Genomic DNA, 16,806 nt, shown 5'->3' with positions numbered 1-16,806 from the left:
TAGTATAGACCCAAAGAATCAGCGGAGTTAACCCGTGTTGAGCTTGCCGTGCTCTTTTAGCCAACGGGCTGTGCGGATAATGCCTTCATCCAATGACACCTGCGGGCGATATCCTAATTCCAATTCAGCGCGGTGGGTATCCAGCGTCAGATCAAAATTAAGTTTAGCGACACCATAATGGGTCAATATTGGTTCCTTTTCGGCTTTATTTCCCAGTCTTTCCATGGCTCTGGCCATGATATCCAACATCGGGTAGGGCACTGAGCGAATACGGCACGGCATATCCAACTCTTCCAGCAGATGTTGCACAATGGTGCGCAGCGGACGAGGTTGTTGATTAGTAATATTATAAACTCTGCCAGACGGCGTATTCTGGCTTTGGGTCGCCAACCACATCGCATGAACGGCATTTTCCTGGTAGGTCATGTCCACCAGAGCATCACCGCCACGGGGTAGCAGCAACGTGCCATAATACTTAATCATTTGCAGCAGGCGCGGTAGCATCACAGTATCGTGCGGGCCGAAGAGACCTTGCGGGCGCAAAATAGTGAAATGGGTTTGCGGGTTGGACAGCGCTAATTGCTGAATAACGTCCTCGCCCGCCGCCTTGCTGCGTGCGAATTCATTGGCGAAACGTGCTGGGCGGAAGTCTTCCTGAATATTACGATGGTGGTGATAATCAAAATAAATGGCCGGTGAGGAGATATGAATAAAATTTTCCACACCATAAGCAGCGGCCCATTCGCCCAAGCGGCGTGTGGCGCGGACATTGGCCAGTTCGAAAGCCTGTTCGGTGCCCCATGGCGAGGTAAAACTGGAGCAATGCCATAGCGTATCGACATCAGCCAGCATGGCTTTCGCCTGCGAGGAAACCAGATTCGTCAGGTCCGCATGAATAAATTCAGCGCCCATTTTTGTCAATAATGCACCCATCGCCGGATTATTGCCGGTGGCGATAACTTTGATACCCTGACGACGGAGATATTCAACGGCATTTCGGCCTAACCCGCAGGTTGCACCGGTGACCAATACCTTCATAGCGAATTCGGTTCCCACCAAAAATCAGAATGCTAGAGCTTTTATTTATTCGCCCAGCAAATAAGATGCCATTCTTTCGTGAAATGCAGCGCTATGCAATCAGAATCCCCTGCTTACTTGAATTTGCAGCGTTATTCGTCGCTCTTATGGTTGCGTTCGCGGTCATATTGCACCGCTAGCGTGGTGATGCGTTTTGCCATTCCACGGAAAATAAACAGATGGGCTGGCATCATCACAAACCAATACAGTAATCCATTAAAGCCCGCCGGATGCCACCATGCCCGAACATCAAAACTGCGCCGGCCGCCCAAGTCCTTGATGGTAAAAGTTAATCGACCAAGGCCCGGCGCTTTCATGCCAAACATCATGGCTAACTGACGCAACGGTTTGAGCGTGATAACTTTCCAGCCATCAATCAAGTCACCTAACTCCAGCGTTTCCCTGTCCGGGCGGCCATAAACGACACCGCCACCGGCAAGATCATCCATCCAGGCGCGGGTTTTCCATAGCGGATTGCCATAAAAATAACCCTCTTTGCCGCCAATTTGCTGTACCACATGCCACAGTGCTTCGCTGGAGGCCGAAGTGTAGAGTTGGCAGCCGGCTTGTTTGGGATAAAAGCCATAACCCGGTCGCCAGCGGGCGCGGGCCTCGGGGTCATAGCCCCAGTCGGGGGAATCCACCACTTCATCTTCACGGCGCAATGTCTCTTTGACAGCATCGTCAAAACTGATCAGTTGCTGGGGGATAAGTGCTTGTAACGCCTCACCATCCGCAGGTAAATCGTGATTTAGTCCTTCAATCAATGCGCTGGCAATTGATGTGGGCACCGACGTGACCATATTGATGAAATAAACCGAGATAAAGCGGGTAGGGAGCGGAATGGGGACCAGCCAGCGCCGTTTACCACTGATGGCAATAAAGCGCTCGAACATCGTTTGATAGCTAATGTATTCTGGCCCGGCGACATCAAAAATGCGGTTTTCTGCGGCGGGATGATTGAGTAATTCCGTTAAGTAAACTAACAAGTTTTCCAGCGCAACCGGTGATGATTTCGACCTAACCCAGCGCGGTGGCGTCAGAATCGGCAGGTTATAAACCATATCGCGCATGATTTCAAAAGCGGCGGAACCGGGGCCGACGATAATACTGGCGCGCAGCTCTGTCACCGGAATACCACTTTGACAAAGCAGGTCACCGGTCAGTTTGCGGGCAATCAGATGAGGGGAACTGCTATCATCCGGCTGTAAGGCGCTGAGATATATGATCTGTTTTACTGACGGGCTTTGTTGCAGCGCCGCTTTCATATTGGTGGCAGCCAGACGTTCTTGCTCAATCAAATCCTGCCCGTCGCCCATGCCATGCACTAGATAATAGACGACATCAATATCTTGTAGCGCAGTGATAAGGGTTGAGGGCTGATAAAGATCGACAAAACGGCAATTGACCCCCGGCCAGGATTGCTCTTTTAGCCACTCGATACGACGAGCTGCCGCCGTGACAATGTGCCCTTGCTGGCTGAGTCTGGGCACCAGATGCTGACCAATATAGCCACTGGCCCCCAACACTAATATTCGCTGCGGTGTCATGAGCGCTGCTCGCTCAAAAACTCACGCCATAGCGCGACGACTTTTTCCAAATCAGTACGGCTGATATTGATGTGAGTAATCATTCTGGTGATGGGGCCAGCGCTGATTAATACACCACGTTCGCGCATCCACGGGCCAAGTTTGGCTGCTAATTCAGCGGGTTGTTTAATATACAGCACATTGGTTTGTGCTCCTGGTGACACAATTTCTACACCGAGCGCGTGCAGTTGTTGCTCCAGCCAGAGGGCATTGTCATGGTCATCTTTTAGTCGCGCGACATTGTGCTCTAATGCATATAGCCCGGCCGCTGCCAGAATACCCGCCTGACGCATGCCACCGCCGGTCATTTTGCGCCAACGGCGCGCGCGTTTGATGTATTCAGCGCTGCCACACAGTAATGAGCCAACAGGTGCGCCCAACCCTTTGGAGAGGCAGATTGTCAGGGTATCGCAATATTGGGTTATCTCGCTGAGGGGCACATCCAATGCCACAGCCGCATTAAAAATACGAGCACCATCAATATGTAACGCCAGTTTTTTCTCGCGGGTCAATGCCCAGGCTTGTTGCAAGTAACTCAGTGGTAATACTTTGCCGCTGTGGGTATTTTCCAAGCTCAGCAGCCGGGTTTGGGCAAAGTGAATATCATCGGGCTTGATCGCGGCCAAAACTTTATCCAGTGGCAAAGTACCGTCATCATTTGCATCAATAGGCTGTGGCTGAATACTACCAAGCACTGCGGCTCCACCGGCTTCATACAGATAGTTATGCGCTTTTTGCCCGACAATATACTCTTCACCACGCTGACAATGAGTCAACAGTGCCACCAAATTTGCTTGTGTACCGCTCGGCAGGAATAGTGCGGCCTCTTTACCTGATAACCTGGCAGCTTGGGCTTCCAAAGCATTCACCGTCGGGTCATCGCCATACACATCATCGCCGACTTCGGCATTCGCCATGGCATTGCGCATGGCGGCATCAGGTTGTGTAACGGTGTCACTGCGTAAATCGATCAGCATAAATTTCTCGCGAACAGGGGAAGAGTGGTTTCATCATAGCGAGAATATTAAAACAAAGAAGCCCACTAAAAGATTATTTACTGTAAATAGGATATTCATCCCAACAAGCAAGGTTTATTCGCTGATTTTATTCTGGTTCTTATTTAATTCCATGAGCAATCGCTAGCGCTTTATTCAGTTTACCTAATACTGTCCCTTGTTTATTGGTAAAATAACGCTGTTCCAGCGTGCTGGTATCGGCATCGTAATACAATTTCAGATGATACTTATTGAGAAACATGTCCAGGTGCCCTTTTTCGATGCCAAAAACCCAGTGCTCACCAATGTTTTTTAACCCTTCTAAAACTTCGACCGAACCATATGAGGTGTTTTCACCGGCGAGGACGTCGGAGTAAACATAGTCGAAAATGATTTCACTGCCGTCGGGGGCGCAAGAGTCGATGGCTGAAAAAATACGGTTCACCGTGCTGGGAGGGAGATACATAATTAATCCCTCCAATATAAACAGGTTTTTCTCACCTTTTTTCTGCGGGATTTCTTGTAGGATGGTGGTTAAATCCTGCTGATTAAAATCAATCGGGATATAACGTAAATTCTCCGGGGTTGGAATGCTAAGTTCTTGTAGTTTTGCTATTTTATTCTTTTGAGATATCGGGTGGTCGAGTTCGTAAACACGATTTTGCTGTAGCTGATTCTGGAATCGAATCGCCCTGGAATCAAAGCCTGCACCCAGAATAAAAATGTTGGCAAATTCGCTGGCACGCAATTGAAATAATTCGTCGATGTATTTTATCCGGCTAATTAAAAACTCATAGCTACCCGCGGGCATCTGCGGAGAAAGAATATTGCCCGGCATCAAAAAAGATTTTTGTGTCATGGAAAAAAAGGAGGTTAAAGAGTGTGAAATTAATAACGAGATATAATCATCTGTTTTGTATCCTTCTCTTTTCTCACTGTAAGATTTTGCTCTGAGTATGCAGATTAACTCCGCCGAAGGTGAGAAATCTGACATGGTGCTTTTTGCCATTTTATTTATCCCTAATATAAATTCGACTTAATTAAGATTTTACGCCGTACATTATGAATGAGGATTTAAATAAAGCAGCCTCATGTGCCTGCTTAATTTTTATCTGGATAGGATATGAAAACTGTTAACTGGATGGGGAAATTACAATAATTATTGGCCCCAGAAATCGCTCTCTGGGGCGGAGTAGAAGAAGAAAATCCCTATGGGGTGAAATGGGTTCTGTCAGCGTAACCAGTTAGTCTTGGCCAGTTCGACCACTTCATCACCACGGCCATTAATGATGGCTCTAAGCATGTACAGGCTGAATCCTTTGGCTTGCTCAAACTTGATTTGTGGCGGCATCGACAGTTCTTGTTTGGCGGTGACCACATCCACCAAGACTGGCCCCGGATGGGCAAAAGCGCTTTCCAGTGCCGCATCTAACTCAGAGGCTTTCTCCACCCGAATGCCTTTGATGCCTGCGGCGTTGGCGATGGCGGCGAAATCAGGGTTATGTAAGTCTGTGCCATCGGTTAGATAGCCACCGGCTTTCATCTCCATGGCAACAAAGCCCAGCACACTGTTATTAAATACCACAATTTTTACCGGTAATTTTAGCTGCGCCAAGGTGAGAAAATCCCCCATCAGCATGGTGAAACCGCCATCACCACATAAGGCCACAACTTGCCGGTGCGGATCAGTGGCTTGCGCGCCAATGGCTTGTGGCATGGCATTAGCCATAGAGCCGTGGTTAAATGAACCCAGTAAGCGGCGCTTTCCGTTCATTTCCAGATAACGGGCGGCCCACACGGTTGGCGTGCCAACATCACAAGTGAAGACGGCATCATCTGTGGCATGGCGGCTGATTTGCTGCGCCAGATATTGCGGGTGAATAGGTTGGTTATCATTGGCGGTGGCCAGCCCATCGAGATCTTTGCGCGTGGTGCGATAGTGCTCCAGTGCTTTGGTCAAAAAGGTATTATCACTTTTGGCCTCTAACTGAGGTAACAGCGCATTCAGCGTGGTTTTGATATCACCGACCAGCGCCATATTGACCGGGCAGTGGGCGCCGATGCTACCGGGGTTGATATCAATCTGAATAATATTTGCATGGGTGGGATAAAACGCGCGGTAGGGGAATTGTGTCCCCAGTAATACCAACGTATCGGCATTCATCATGGCATGATAGCCGGAGGCAAAACCAATCAGCCCGGTCATGCCTACACTGTACGGATTGTCCCACTCAATATGTTCTTTGCCGCGTAGCGCATGAACTACCGGTGCTTGCAGCATTTCAGCCAGTTTCACCACTTCATCATGGGCACCCGCGCAGCCACTGCCGCACATTAGTGTGATGTTTTGGGCTTGGTTTAATGTTTCGGCTAAAATATTCAACTCACTCATCAGTGGCTGAACCAACGGCAGTTTAGGTGTTTGCCACACCACGGCGGCATCTTCCGGAGCCGGTTGTAATGCGACATCACCCGGTAGCACAATCACTGAAACACCACGGTTAAGAATGGCTTTGCGCATGGCAATTTCCAGCACGCGCGGCAATTGCTCCGGATTTGACACCAATTCACAGTAGTGGCTGCATTCGCGGAACAATTCTTGTGGGTGGGTTTCTTGAAAGTATCCGCTGCCAATTTCACTGGAGGGGATATGAGCGGCGATAGCCAGCACGGGCACATGGTTGCGATGGCAATCAAATAAGCCGTTAATCAGATGCAGGTTACCGGGGCCACAAGAACCCGCACAGACAGCGAGTTGTCCGGTGAGTTGTGCCTCCGCGCCGGCAGCGAAAGCGGCAACTTCTTCGTGGCGTGTTCCGAGCCACTCGATAGTTCCCATGCGATGCAGGCTATCACTCAGACCATTGAGTGAGTCCCCGGTTACGCCCCAGATTCGCTTAACGCCAGCTTGTTCCAACGTTTTTGCGACCAGTGTTGCCACGGTTTGCTTCATAGTTGTTCCCTCAAGGATTAATGGCGAGTCATTATTCTATGAGGTCAAAGTATGGCGCGTTTAACAATAATTGCCCCATAAAATACAGGCAATAGGCATTTATGGGGCAGGTAAAAAAGAGTATCAAGCCAGCTGAACATCACCTTGTAGCTGACAACTGCATGCCAGAACATAACCCTGAGCAATCTCTTCAGGTGTCAGTGTCATGGTGCTGCTGGTGGTGTATTCGCCATGCAGAATGCGGGTTTTACAAGAGCCGCAAACCCCCGCGCGACAAGCGGCCATCACCGGCACTTTGTGTTGCTCCAAAGCAAATAACAGCGAGGTGCCAACCGGAACTTTTACACTGCGTAGCGGGTGACTGATGGTCATCGTCAGTTCATTGCTGCTGTCAATTGCTTCATCGGATGTGCGAAATTGCTCTTTCTGGAAATGGTCACTCGGAACTGCGTGTTCGCGACAATATTGCTCAACCCAATCCATATAAGGTGCAGGCCCGCAAGTCATGACGCGGCAGCGGGTGATATCCGGTGCGACCTGTTGCATCACTTGAGCATTAATTCGCCCGGCAATAAATCCATCCGTTGCATCAGACTCGGCCATCAACGTGAGCTGCAACTGCTGGGGATACTGCTGCAACAGTGTTTGCCAGATATCGGCAAAAATGACATCAGCCGGAGTGCGGACATTATAAATGATCCGGATATCGGCTGTAGGCCGTTGCGCGAGTAAATAACGGCACATCGACATCACTGGTGTAACACCGCAACCGGCGGCACACATTAAATAGTGGTCATCATCAAAATGAGCACAGGTAAACTCCCCCTGGGCATCGGACAGCCACAGATAATCACCTGCTTTGACCTGTTGAGTCAGCCATTGTGAGCCTTCACCAGCAGCCAAACAACGTACGGTAAGCTGGATAAATGGGCTTAAACCGGGTGTGGAAGATAGGGTATAAGCGCGCAGAGTTTCATCACTGTTACGAATACTCACCAAAGCATATTGCCCCGGCAAATAAGGGTAAAAATCATGATTAATCAGCCGCAGGCTCCAGACGTCGGGGGTTTCTTGCACGATGGAGTGAACTTGCATACGGTTGGGGGTGATAGCGGTAGGGCAATCAGTGGGGATAAAATCAGTCATGGGTACCTCACAACAAATCAGGTCATTTGGGGCAAAATATGATTTATGCCCAGCCAACAGCAAAGCGCACTGGCCGGGCACAAGGCGGTGACTTAATGACCTAAAATTGCATTCATATCTTGTTCTACGGTCGTAATTGGCCGCATGCCAAATTTCTCATACAGAATTGCCATCAAATTATCGGTCAGGAACCCCGGAGCGGTCGGGCCGGTATAGATATTTTTCACACCCAATGACAGTAAGGTCAGCAGAATAACAATGGCTTTTTGTTCAAACCATGACAGCACCAGGCTGAGTGGTAAGTCATTGACGGTGCAGCCGAGTTTTTCTGACAACTTAACCGCCAGCATAATTGCCGAATAGGCATCATTGCATTGACCAACGTCCAGCAGACGCGGTAACCCTTCCAGGGTGCCGAAATCGAGTTTGTTGAAGCGATATTTACCGCAAGCCAAGGTCATAATGATGCAATCTTGCGGCACACTGCGGGCAAAATCGGTGAAATAGCTGCGTTCTGTGCGGCTACCATCACATCCACCGACCAAAAAGACATGGCGCAATTTTTTAGTGGCAACCAGATCAATCACGGTATCCGCAGCATTCAGCAAGGTTTGACGACCAAAACCGACAGTAATCAGGTGTTCCAATTCATTGTACGGGAACCCCGCCATCCCCAGAGCTTGCTCAATAACCGGTGCAAAATCCTCACCTTCCAGATGATTGACACCCGGCCAGCCAACAATACTGCGCGTCCAAATGCGGTCGCCGTAATCTCCTACATTTGGATCAATAATACAGTTGGATGTCATCAAAATAGGGCCGGGGAATTTGGCAAATTCTGTCTGCTGATTCTGCCAGCCACTGCCATAGTTACCGACCAAATGTGAATAGCGTTTTAACTCAGGGTAGCCGTGGGCGGGCAACATTTCGCCGTGAGTATAAATATTGACTCCGGTTCCCTGAGTTTGCTCTAGCAGCATCTGTAAGTCTTTGAGATCATGGCCTGAAATCAAAATGGCTTTACCGGCTACAGGGCGTACGTTGACGGATGTTGGCTGCGGGTCGCCGTAAGCTTGCGTTTCACCGCGGTCCAAAATAGCCATGACATTGAAGTTCATTTTGCCAATGCCCATGGCGTTATTCAGCAAGGTATCAACATCACGCGGTTGAGTGCCCAACCAAGCCATATAGGCATGATATTGTGCATAAATTTGCTCATCGAACTGGCCCAGCACATGGGCGTGCTCCATATACGCAGCCGCTCCTTTCAGGCCATACAGGCACAACATTCGCAGACCATGAATATCATCACCAACCTCAGCTTTGTCGTTATTCAGCGCAAATTGCTGGGCTTGTTGTTGCAGGGTAGGGATGTCGTCGGAGTGCAGTTGTAGCTCGGCCAGCGGATGATCGACGGTAATCGTGCTGTCAATCAGGCGGCAACGAATAGCCAACGATTGGCGCAACAAAATGGCTTCTTTGGCATAACCGACGATGCGGTCTGAGTCAAAGTTCACATTGGTTAGTGTGGAGAAAAAGGCTCTGGGTGCAAAGCTGTCAATCTCATGGTCAACAATGCCCAGCTCGCGGGCAGTTAATGCCCATGCGGACAACCCTTGTAATACGGCTACTAACAAGTCTTGTAAATCAGAAGTTTCGGCGGTTTTCCCGCACATTCCCTGCGCGTAAGAGCAGCCATTACCCACCGGCGTCCGGATAGTTTGTTCACATTGCACACAGAACATAATTATTTTTCCTTTTAAAGTTGCATTTGTAATGCGTGTTTAAAAGCATAGATGTGCACAGGTGGTTTAAAAAGGCTTTTTTCATGCAACTTTAACTTGTTTTGATTTGGCGCAACTTTCGCTGCGAATGAGAATTTATTCACTATTGGAGTGAAATCACGCAGTGAACCGAGTGGCTCACTGCGCGAATGAAGAATTATGAAGAGAAGAAAGCAATCAAAATTGGCGCGAGCAAGCTCAGTAAAAAGCCGTGCACAATAGCGGCGGGCACCATTTCCAACCCGCCACTACGTTGTAATACCGGTAGCGTAAAGTCCATGGAGGTCGCGCCACACAAGCCCAGCGCGGTGGAACGACTGCTGCGCACCAGTGTTGGAATCAACATAATGGCCACTAATTCACGCGCCAAATCATTGAAGAATGCCGCACTCCCAATGACAGGACCAAATGAATCAGTTAATAAAATACCTGACAATGAATACCAGCCAAAACCAGACGCCATCGCCAGTCCGGTTTTAATCGGTAAACCCATCAATATTGCGGCGAGCATTCCGCCCGCCAATGCACTGATCGCCACCACAAAGGCCACAATGGTGCCACGGCGATTTAATACAATCTGGCGCAGTGTCATACCACTATTACGCAATTGAATCCCAACTAAGAAAAGCAGGAAGATCAGCGCCAGTTCGCTGCCTTTAGCGGCAAACTGTAACCACTCCCACTGGCTCAATCCCAGTAAGAAACCGACAATGACTACGCCGCATAACTTTAATGATTCCAACGCCATATGCAGACGGGATGGTAATGCTTCCTGACGATGGGTATTTTTCCACGGCGTTTTGCGTTCGAGCAAAAATAACGCCAGTAAATTGGCACAAAAAATACACAGGAAGAAGACACCAGTGTATTGGAAAATAAGTAGCAGGTTCGCACTGAGATTTTCGAGAAATGCCAGGCTGATGCCCATAAAGAATAAAATAACGTAGACCATCCAGCTTAATAAGCGGTTGATCAATTGAATTAATGTTTTGCGGCTAAGTGGGATGAGATAACCAATAATTAACGGCAAAAGAATGATCAGCAATCCTGAATACACGAGTTATACCGTCCTATACCCTTCTCATTGTCGTAACTTGCCGTGCTGTAACAGCAATGACGCTGGGTATTATATGCAGATGAATAATGGGCTGTGGCGCAATAAACTATCTAAAATCAAAGGAAGAGTAAAGCAACACCGGTTGTCAGGAGACTTGACCTATAAGGTTTTTTTGCCTGAGATAATCAGGTAATAGGTTAGCTCTGTAATCTGATAGTATCAGTATGAATAAATTCGCACCGGAGGCGTAGCATGTATCTTGAACGCGTAGATATTGTCGGTTTTCGCGGTATTAATCGTATTTCATTGAACCTTGACGATAATACGGTGCTGATCGGTGAAAATGCCTGGGGTAAATCCAGTCTATTAGATGCCCTCACATTACTTTTATCCCCTGAACCTCAGCTTTATCATTTCACCTCGCAGGATTTTTATTACCCAGCAGGTGATGAGAGTGCTAAAGAGCGCCACTTACAAATTATCTTCACCTTTTGTGAAAAAGATATCGGCCATTGGCGAGCCCCTCGTTATCGCCAGTTAGCGCCGCTATGGATAAAAAATGACGATGGTTTACATCGTATTTATTATCGAATTGCAGGTGAGTTGGCAGACGATGACACGGTATGTACCTGGCGCACTTTCCTCGATTTAGAAGGGTGCCCACTGGAATTACACGATATTGAAAAGCTGGCGCGCGGGGTGATTCGTATTCATCCGGTATTGCGTCTGCGAGATGCGCGTTTCATACGCCGACTGCGCAGCACCACGGCTGAAAACAGTAACCAGCCAGATAAAGTGGCGTTGAATCAGCAATTGGATCAGTTAAGCCGTGAATTGGTACGGAATCCACAAAAACTGACTAATACCCAGCTGCGCCAAGGCTTGGAGGCGATGCGTCAATTGTTAGAACATTACTTCGCCGAGCAAGGGTCACAGTCCGCTAGCCTGCGCAATCATCGTCACCGGCCACAACCTGAACGTGAAGCCTGGCTCGCCCTCGATAGCATCAACCGCATGGTGGCCGAACCTAACAGCCGCAGTATGCGATTGATACTGTTGGGTATGTTTTCAACGCTATTGCAAGCGAAAGGACCACTGAGCCTTGACCCTCATGCGCGCCCATTGCTGCTGGTGGAAGACCCGGAAACCCGTTTACACCCGATCATGTTATCTGTTGCCTGGGGGTTACTGAGCCAACTGCCGCTTCAGCGCATTACAACTACAAACTCTGGGGAACTCATTTCATTAGTGCCCGTTGAGAGCATTTGCCGATTAGTGCGCGAATCATCCAGGGTTGCCACTTACCGCATTGGCCCCCGTGGCATGAGCTCTGAAGATAGCCGCCGTATCGCTTTTCATATTCGTTTCAACCGCCCCTCAGCGTTGTTTGCCCGTTGCTGGCTGTTGGTTGAGGGGGAAACCGAAATTTGGTTACTTAATGAACTTGCCCGCCAGTGCGGCTATCACTTTGAAGCGGAAGGCGTAAAAGTGATTGAGTTTGCTCAAAGTGGCCTGCGCCCGTTACTTAAATTTGCCAACAGAATGGGGATCCAGTGGCATGTTCTGACTGATGGCGATGACGCAGGGAAAAAGTATGCTGCGACAGTACGTAATATGGCGGACAATGGGCGAGATCACGAACGGGATCGCTTGACCATTTTGCCAGCCCCGGATATGGAGCACTTTTTATATCGCTCGGGCTTTGATGAGGTATATCACCGAATATCCGGTATTCCTGCCAATGCCAAAATGCAGCCACGCAGAGTAATTGAAAAGGCCATTCATCGTACCTCTAAGCCCGATTTAGCAATTGAAGTGACCAACTACACCAGAGAACGGGGCATTGAATTCATCCCGCCATTGTTGAAAAAAATGTTCTCCCGCGTAGTCTGGCTGGCGCGCGGCCGGGCAGACTAGCGGGCATGGCCTGCCTAAGCACCTCTAACCGCGTGAAAAATGCGCGGCTAAACCATTTTCAAGTTGTTCAAGTAACTGATAGCGGCGGCGATATTCTGCGCGTTTTTTACTGGCAATGTCTTCAATGGACTTACGTGCAATTCTGACGGGTAAATTGAAATGACCTTCAGCACATTGCACTCCACCCAGTGATATCCAGAAGCTATCGTAATCTGCATGTAATTTATCTTTCTTTTTCGCTCGATAGCGCCAGTTTTGATAAACATGGGTGGCGTTGCCGACGGCAATAATCTGTCTAATTCCCATCAGTTCTGCCAGGCAACAGGTGGCTTCTAATACTAATCGTTTCGGGAATAATCCATGACAGGCCTTGGTGCAGGCATGAATTTCACTGTGTGGGGTTTCGTTATCAGCACCTTGCAACCCACCGATAAACAACGTTTTTTTGTTTTGGTAATAAGTGAGGCTAAATGTGAGTAATGCCAGGGTTTGTTGTTGCTCATTGGCAAGCATCAGCGTAATTTCACCCTCCTTATTGAGTTTTGGAATAACACCCAAATAAAGAGAATACCTTTCCTCATTCTTGCCAGCTAATTCGGTCAATTTATAAGGTGAATGATGCAAATAGTTGCGGCGTAATAATTCTGGCATACACTGGTTTTCTAACTGGAAATGAGTCTGTAGCACTTCCAGTTTCTGCCGATTATTGAGCGTGTTAGTCAAGTAAGGGCGGTGTAACTTACAGGGTAAGTCCGGTTGAGCGCGTAGCATACTATTGAGAAACGGGTGCTTCACCAGTACACCCAGCAAGTTAAAGGTCAGTTTAGGGCTGATTAAAGTTCGGGCGATAAATTTAAGCCGAAACTGCGATTTTTGCCATGAACCGCCCAGCGCCTGATGACCTTTGAACAGCAATGCAATTAGTCCCCAGCGGTTAATATTGTTAGGGATTAATACGGGGTTATTGTTGATGCGCATGATTAAGTCCGTTATATCAATGTATTTCCGGAGCTAATTGGAACAAATGGGAGCTAAACGGAGTCTCAATGCATCTTAGATTCCGGCGGTAGTCGGGTGGGCATTTACGCGTTGTTTAGCTAAATGAGTGCTGCCGATGCTATTTTCAGCAAGTTGATAAATTTAAAATTTAAAAAAGGTAATTGATTTGATGCAGTTCAGTAGCAGTCAGCGCCGATGGCTTATCGCCATTGCCGTTTTCATTATCGGCGGTTTTTTCATTATCAGGCACCTTACGGCACCCACACCGATTCAATTCCAAACGGTAAAAGTCGCCCACCGTGATCTGCAACAGAATGTATTGGCAACTGGCAAACTCGATGCAGTGCGCAAAGTTGATGTAGGTGCTCAGGTCAGCGGCCAGTTGGAAAAACTCTATGTGGAAATTGGCGATCAAGTTAAGCAAGGGCAATTGCTGGCGATGATCGATCCACAACAGGCGCAGAACCAAATTAAAGAAGTGGAAGCGACATTACAGGACTTAAATGCACAATTGGGGCAGGCGAAAGCTGAACAACAATTGGCTGCTGTCACCCTACGTCGCCAGCAAGATTTGGCAAAATTACAAGCCGTATCACGTCAGGATTTGGATCAGGCGAGTACCACTCTGGCAGTGAAAAAAGCGCAGGTTGAAACTATTAATGCGCAAATTAATAAAACCAAAGCCAGTTTAGATACTGCCAATATTAATTTGGATTACACCAAGATTTCGGCCCCGATGGGCGGTGATGTGGTGCAAATCACGACGTTACAAGGCCAAACTGTGATTGCTGCGCAGCAAGCGCCTAACATTCTGACACTGGCAGACATGAGCACTATGCTGGTGAATGCGCAGGTTTCAGAAGCAGATGTGATTCATTTAAAACCTGGTATGAAAGCCTCGTTCACTGTATTGGGTGATCCTGGAAAGCGCTTTGATGGCGTATTAAAAGATATTCAGCCAACACCAGAAAAAGTGAATGACGCGATTTTCTATTCAGCGCGTTTCGAAGTGCCGAACCCCGATCGGCTATTGCGACTGCAAATGACTGCGCAGGTGTCAATTCAGTTGGCAAATATTCCTCAGGCAATGGTTATCCCATTATCAGCATTAGGTAATGAGTTGGGGACTAATCATTATCAAGTGGCGATACTCAAAGATGGCAAGGAAGAAAAACGCGAAGTGACGATTGGTATCCGCAATAACGTCGATGCGCAGGTTATTTCTGGTTTAAATGTGGGTGAGGAAGTCATCGTTAGTCGCGGCGGCACGGAGGAGGCGTAATGGCGGCATTGCTTGAATTAAAAGGCATCCGTCGTAGCTATCAGTCCGGCGAAGAAACCGTTGATGTATTGCAGGATGTCTCACTGACCATTAATGCCGGTGAGCTGGTGGCGATTATTGGTGCCTCTGGTTCCGGTAAATCGACATTGATGAACATTCTCGGCTGCCTGGATAAGCCCAGTGCGGGCGTTTATCGGGTGGCCGGTCAAGATGTTGCGGCGCTAGACAACGATGCATTGGCCGCATTGCGCCGCGAGCATTTCGGTTTTATTTTCCAACGTTATCATCTTTTACCTCACCTTAGTGCAGCTCATAATGTTGAAGTTCCAGCGGTTTATGCAGGACTAGGTAAAAATGAACGCCGTGAACGAGCGAACATGCTATTAACCCGACTGGGGTTGGGGGAGCGCGTCAGTTATCAACCCAACCAGTTATCTGGCGGGCAGCAACAGCGTGTCAGTATTGCGCGAGCCTTGATGAATGGCGGTCAGGTTATTCTTGCAGATGAGCCGACAGGTGCACTGGACAGTCATTCCAGCGTTGAGGTGATGGCTATTTTGAAACAGCTTCAACAGCAGGGGCATACGGTCATTATTGTTACCCATGACCCCACTGTTGCGGCCCAGGCTGAGCGGATTATCGAAATTAAAGATGGCCGTATCATGGCCGACTCTGGTTCGAAAATAACGCAAAATGTTGAAACTTCTGACGCGATTAGCCTGACACCACCTGCACCTTCCTGGCAGCAATTAGCGGGGCGTTTTCGTGAGGCATTATTAATGGCCTGGCGCGCAATGTCGGCCAATAAAATGCGTACCGCCCTGACGATGTTAGGCATCATTATCGGTATTGCCTCGGTTGTTTCCATATTAGTGGTTGGGGACGCGGCTAAACAGTTGGTGTTGGCGGATATCAGAGCCATCGGCACGAACACTATTGATGTCTACCCTGGTAAAGACTTTGGTGACGACGACCCCAGCACCCGACAGGCGTTGGTTTATGATGATATGGCCGCGCTTAAAGCACAGTCATACGTCAGCGCAGTATCCCCGACTATCGCCGGCAGTATGCGGTTACGTTATGGCAATATTGATGTGTCGGCCAGTGTATCAGGTGTTAGCGAGCAATATTTCAGGGTGTATGGCATGAAGCTTGAACAAGGTACTGCCATCACCCACGAGCAGGTGGAGCGTCAATCACAAGTAGTTGTTATTGATCGCAATACGCAGCGCCGTCTGTTCCCTCATATCAAGGATGTCGTGGGGCAAGTGATATTGATTGGTAATATGCCTGCTACTGTTGTGGGCGTGGTGGAAGAAAAACAATCCATGTTTGGTAGCAGTAAAGCGCTACGGGTGTGGGTGCCTTATAGCACCATGGCGAGCCGTTTGATGGGGCGTTCCTACTTTGATTCGATTACTATTCGGATTAAAGAGGGCTATAGCAGTAAAGAAGCCGAACAGCAGTTGGTCAGGTTGTTGACTATGCGCCATGGTAAGAAAGACATATTCACCTACAACATGGATAGTTTGCTGCAAACCGCAGAGAAAACGACTCGCACTATGCAGTTGTTCCTAACGTTAGTGGCTGTTATCTCACTGGTGGTCGGTGGGATTGGCGTGATGAATATTATGTTGGTATCAGTAACTGAACGTACCCGTGAAATTGGTATTCGTATGGCAGTGGGAGCGCGATCCAGTGATGTTATGCAGCAATTCTTAATTGAAGCTATTTTGGTCTGTCTGGTAGGAGGAGCACTCGGCATCTCACTGTCTTTCGCTATTGGCTTGATAGTCGAAATGTTTTTACCCAACTGGCAAATTGCTTTCCCTCCGGTGGCGCTATTCAGCGCATTTTTGTGTTCAACCGTCATCGGGGTCGTATTCGGTTATCTACCGGCGCGCAGCGCAGCTCGGTTAAACCCTATTGATGCTTTAGCGCGTGAATAAATAGCGCAGAGGTTGATTTTGGTTTATATAGCCGCATATTAGATGTATTGGAAATAAA

The 16,806-nt window shown here is 48.4% G+C and carries 12 protein-coding genes; 3 read left to right on the top strand and 9 right to left on the bottom strand.

Features of this window, described 5'->3' with window-relative positions; translation table 11 throughout:
• Window positions 1–27: 27 nt before the first annotated feature.
• The 8 genes from HU019_RS00710 to HU019_RS00675 form a co-directional block, all read right to left on the bottom strand.
• Entirely contained in the window at window positions 28–1,038 is a 1,011-nt protein-coding gene (locus HU019_RS00710; protein ID WP_174847045.1) for an NAD-dependent epimerase/dehydratase family protein, read from the bottom strand.
• 131 nt (window positions 1,039–1,169) lie between these two features.
• Window positions 1,170–2,627: a DUF2867 domain-containing protein gene (locus HU019_RS00705; RefSeq protein WP_174847046.1), complete on the bottom strand. Its 1,458-nt coding sequence runs from the start codon at window positions 2,625–2,627 to the stop codon at window positions 1,170–1,172.
• Complete coding sequence (gene ltaE, locus HU019_RS00700) at window positions 2,624–3,643, bottom strand: low-specificity L-threonine aldolase (protein ID WP_174847047.1); 1,020 nt, start codon at window positions 3,641–3,643, stop codon at window positions 2,624–2,626. The genes HU019_RS00705 and ltaE overlap by 4 nt, the downstream gene beginning before the upstream one ends.
• Window positions 3,644–3,782: 139 nt before the next feature.
• Window positions 3,783–4,670 carry a class I SAM-dependent methyltransferase gene (locus HU019_RS00695; protein WP_174847048.1) on the bottom strand — a complete coding sequence of 296 codons (888 nt, stop codon included), beginning with the start codon at window positions 4,668–4,670 and terminating at the stop codon, window positions 3,783–3,785.
• A 222-nt stretch (window positions 4,671–4,892) separates the two neighbouring features.
• Entirely contained in the window at window positions 4,893–6,614 is a 1,722-nt protein-coding gene (gene poxB / locus HU019_RS00690) for a ubiquinone-dependent pyruvate dehydrogenase (RefSeq protein ID WP_174847049.1), read from the bottom strand.
• A gap of 123 nt (window positions 6,615–6,737) precedes the next feature.
• Window positions 6,738–7,760, bottom strand: coding sequence for an NADH oxidoreductase (gene hcr, locus HU019_RS00685; protein WP_174847050.1), 1,023 nt, complete (start codon window positions 7,758–7,760; stop codon window positions 6,738–6,740).
• Window positions 7,761–7,852: 92 nt separating this feature from the next.
• Complete coding sequence (gene hcp, locus HU019_RS00680) at window positions 7,853–9,505, bottom strand: hydroxylamine reductase (protein ID WP_217450912.1); 1,653 nt, start codon at window positions 9,503–9,505, stop codon at window positions 7,853–7,855.
• A 196-nt stretch (window positions 9,506–9,701) separates the two neighbouring features.
• Entirely contained in the window at window positions 9,702–10,601 is a 900-nt protein-coding gene (locus HU019_RS00675; protein WP_174847051.1) for a LysO family transporter, read from the bottom strand.
• A gap of 252 nt (window positions 10,602–10,853) precedes the next feature.
• On the opposite strand from HU019_RS00675, the gene HU019_RS00670 reads away from it, so the two are divergent.
• A complete protein-coding gene (locus HU019_RS00670; RefSeq protein ID WP_174847052.1) occupies window positions 10,854–12,518 on the top strand; it encodes an ATP-dependent endonuclease in 1,665 nt (554 codons plus the stop codon).
• Window positions 12,519–12,542: 24 nt separating this feature from the next.
• On the opposite strand, the gene HU019_RS00665 is transcribed toward HU019_RS00670, so the two are convergent.
• Complete coding sequence (locus HU019_RS00665) at window positions 12,543–13,496, bottom strand: VirK/YbjX family protein (RefSeq protein WP_174847053.1); 954 nt, start codon at window positions 13,494–13,496, stop codon at window positions 12,543–12,545.
• A 190-nt stretch (window positions 13,497–13,686) separates the two neighbouring features.
• Between HU019_RS00665 and macA the strand changes: the two genes are divergently transcribed.
• On the top strand, window positions 13,687–14,799 hold the full coding sequence (macA, locus tag HU019_RS00660; RefSeq protein WP_174847054.1) for a macrolide transporter subunit MacA: 1,113 nt from the start codon (window positions 13,687–13,689) through the stop codon (window positions 14,797–14,799).
• A complete protein-coding gene (gene macB, locus HU019_RS00655; RefSeq protein WP_174847055.1) occupies window positions 14,799–16,748 on the top strand; it encodes a macrolide ABC transporter ATP-binding protein/permease MacB in 1,950 nt (649 codons plus the stop codon). The genes macA and macB overlap by 1 nt, the downstream gene beginning before the upstream one ends.
• The last annotated feature ends 58 nt before the right edge of the window (window positions 16,749–16,806 follow it).

The organism is Yersinia artesiana (assembly GCF_902726545.1).
Classification (GTDB): domain Bacteria; phylum Pseudomonadota; class Gammaproteobacteria; order Enterobacterales; family Enterobacteriaceae; genus Yersinia; species Yersinia artesiana.
Note: the sequence above shows the minus strand (reverse complement) of the source record. Positions and strands in the feature narration are given on the sequence as shown.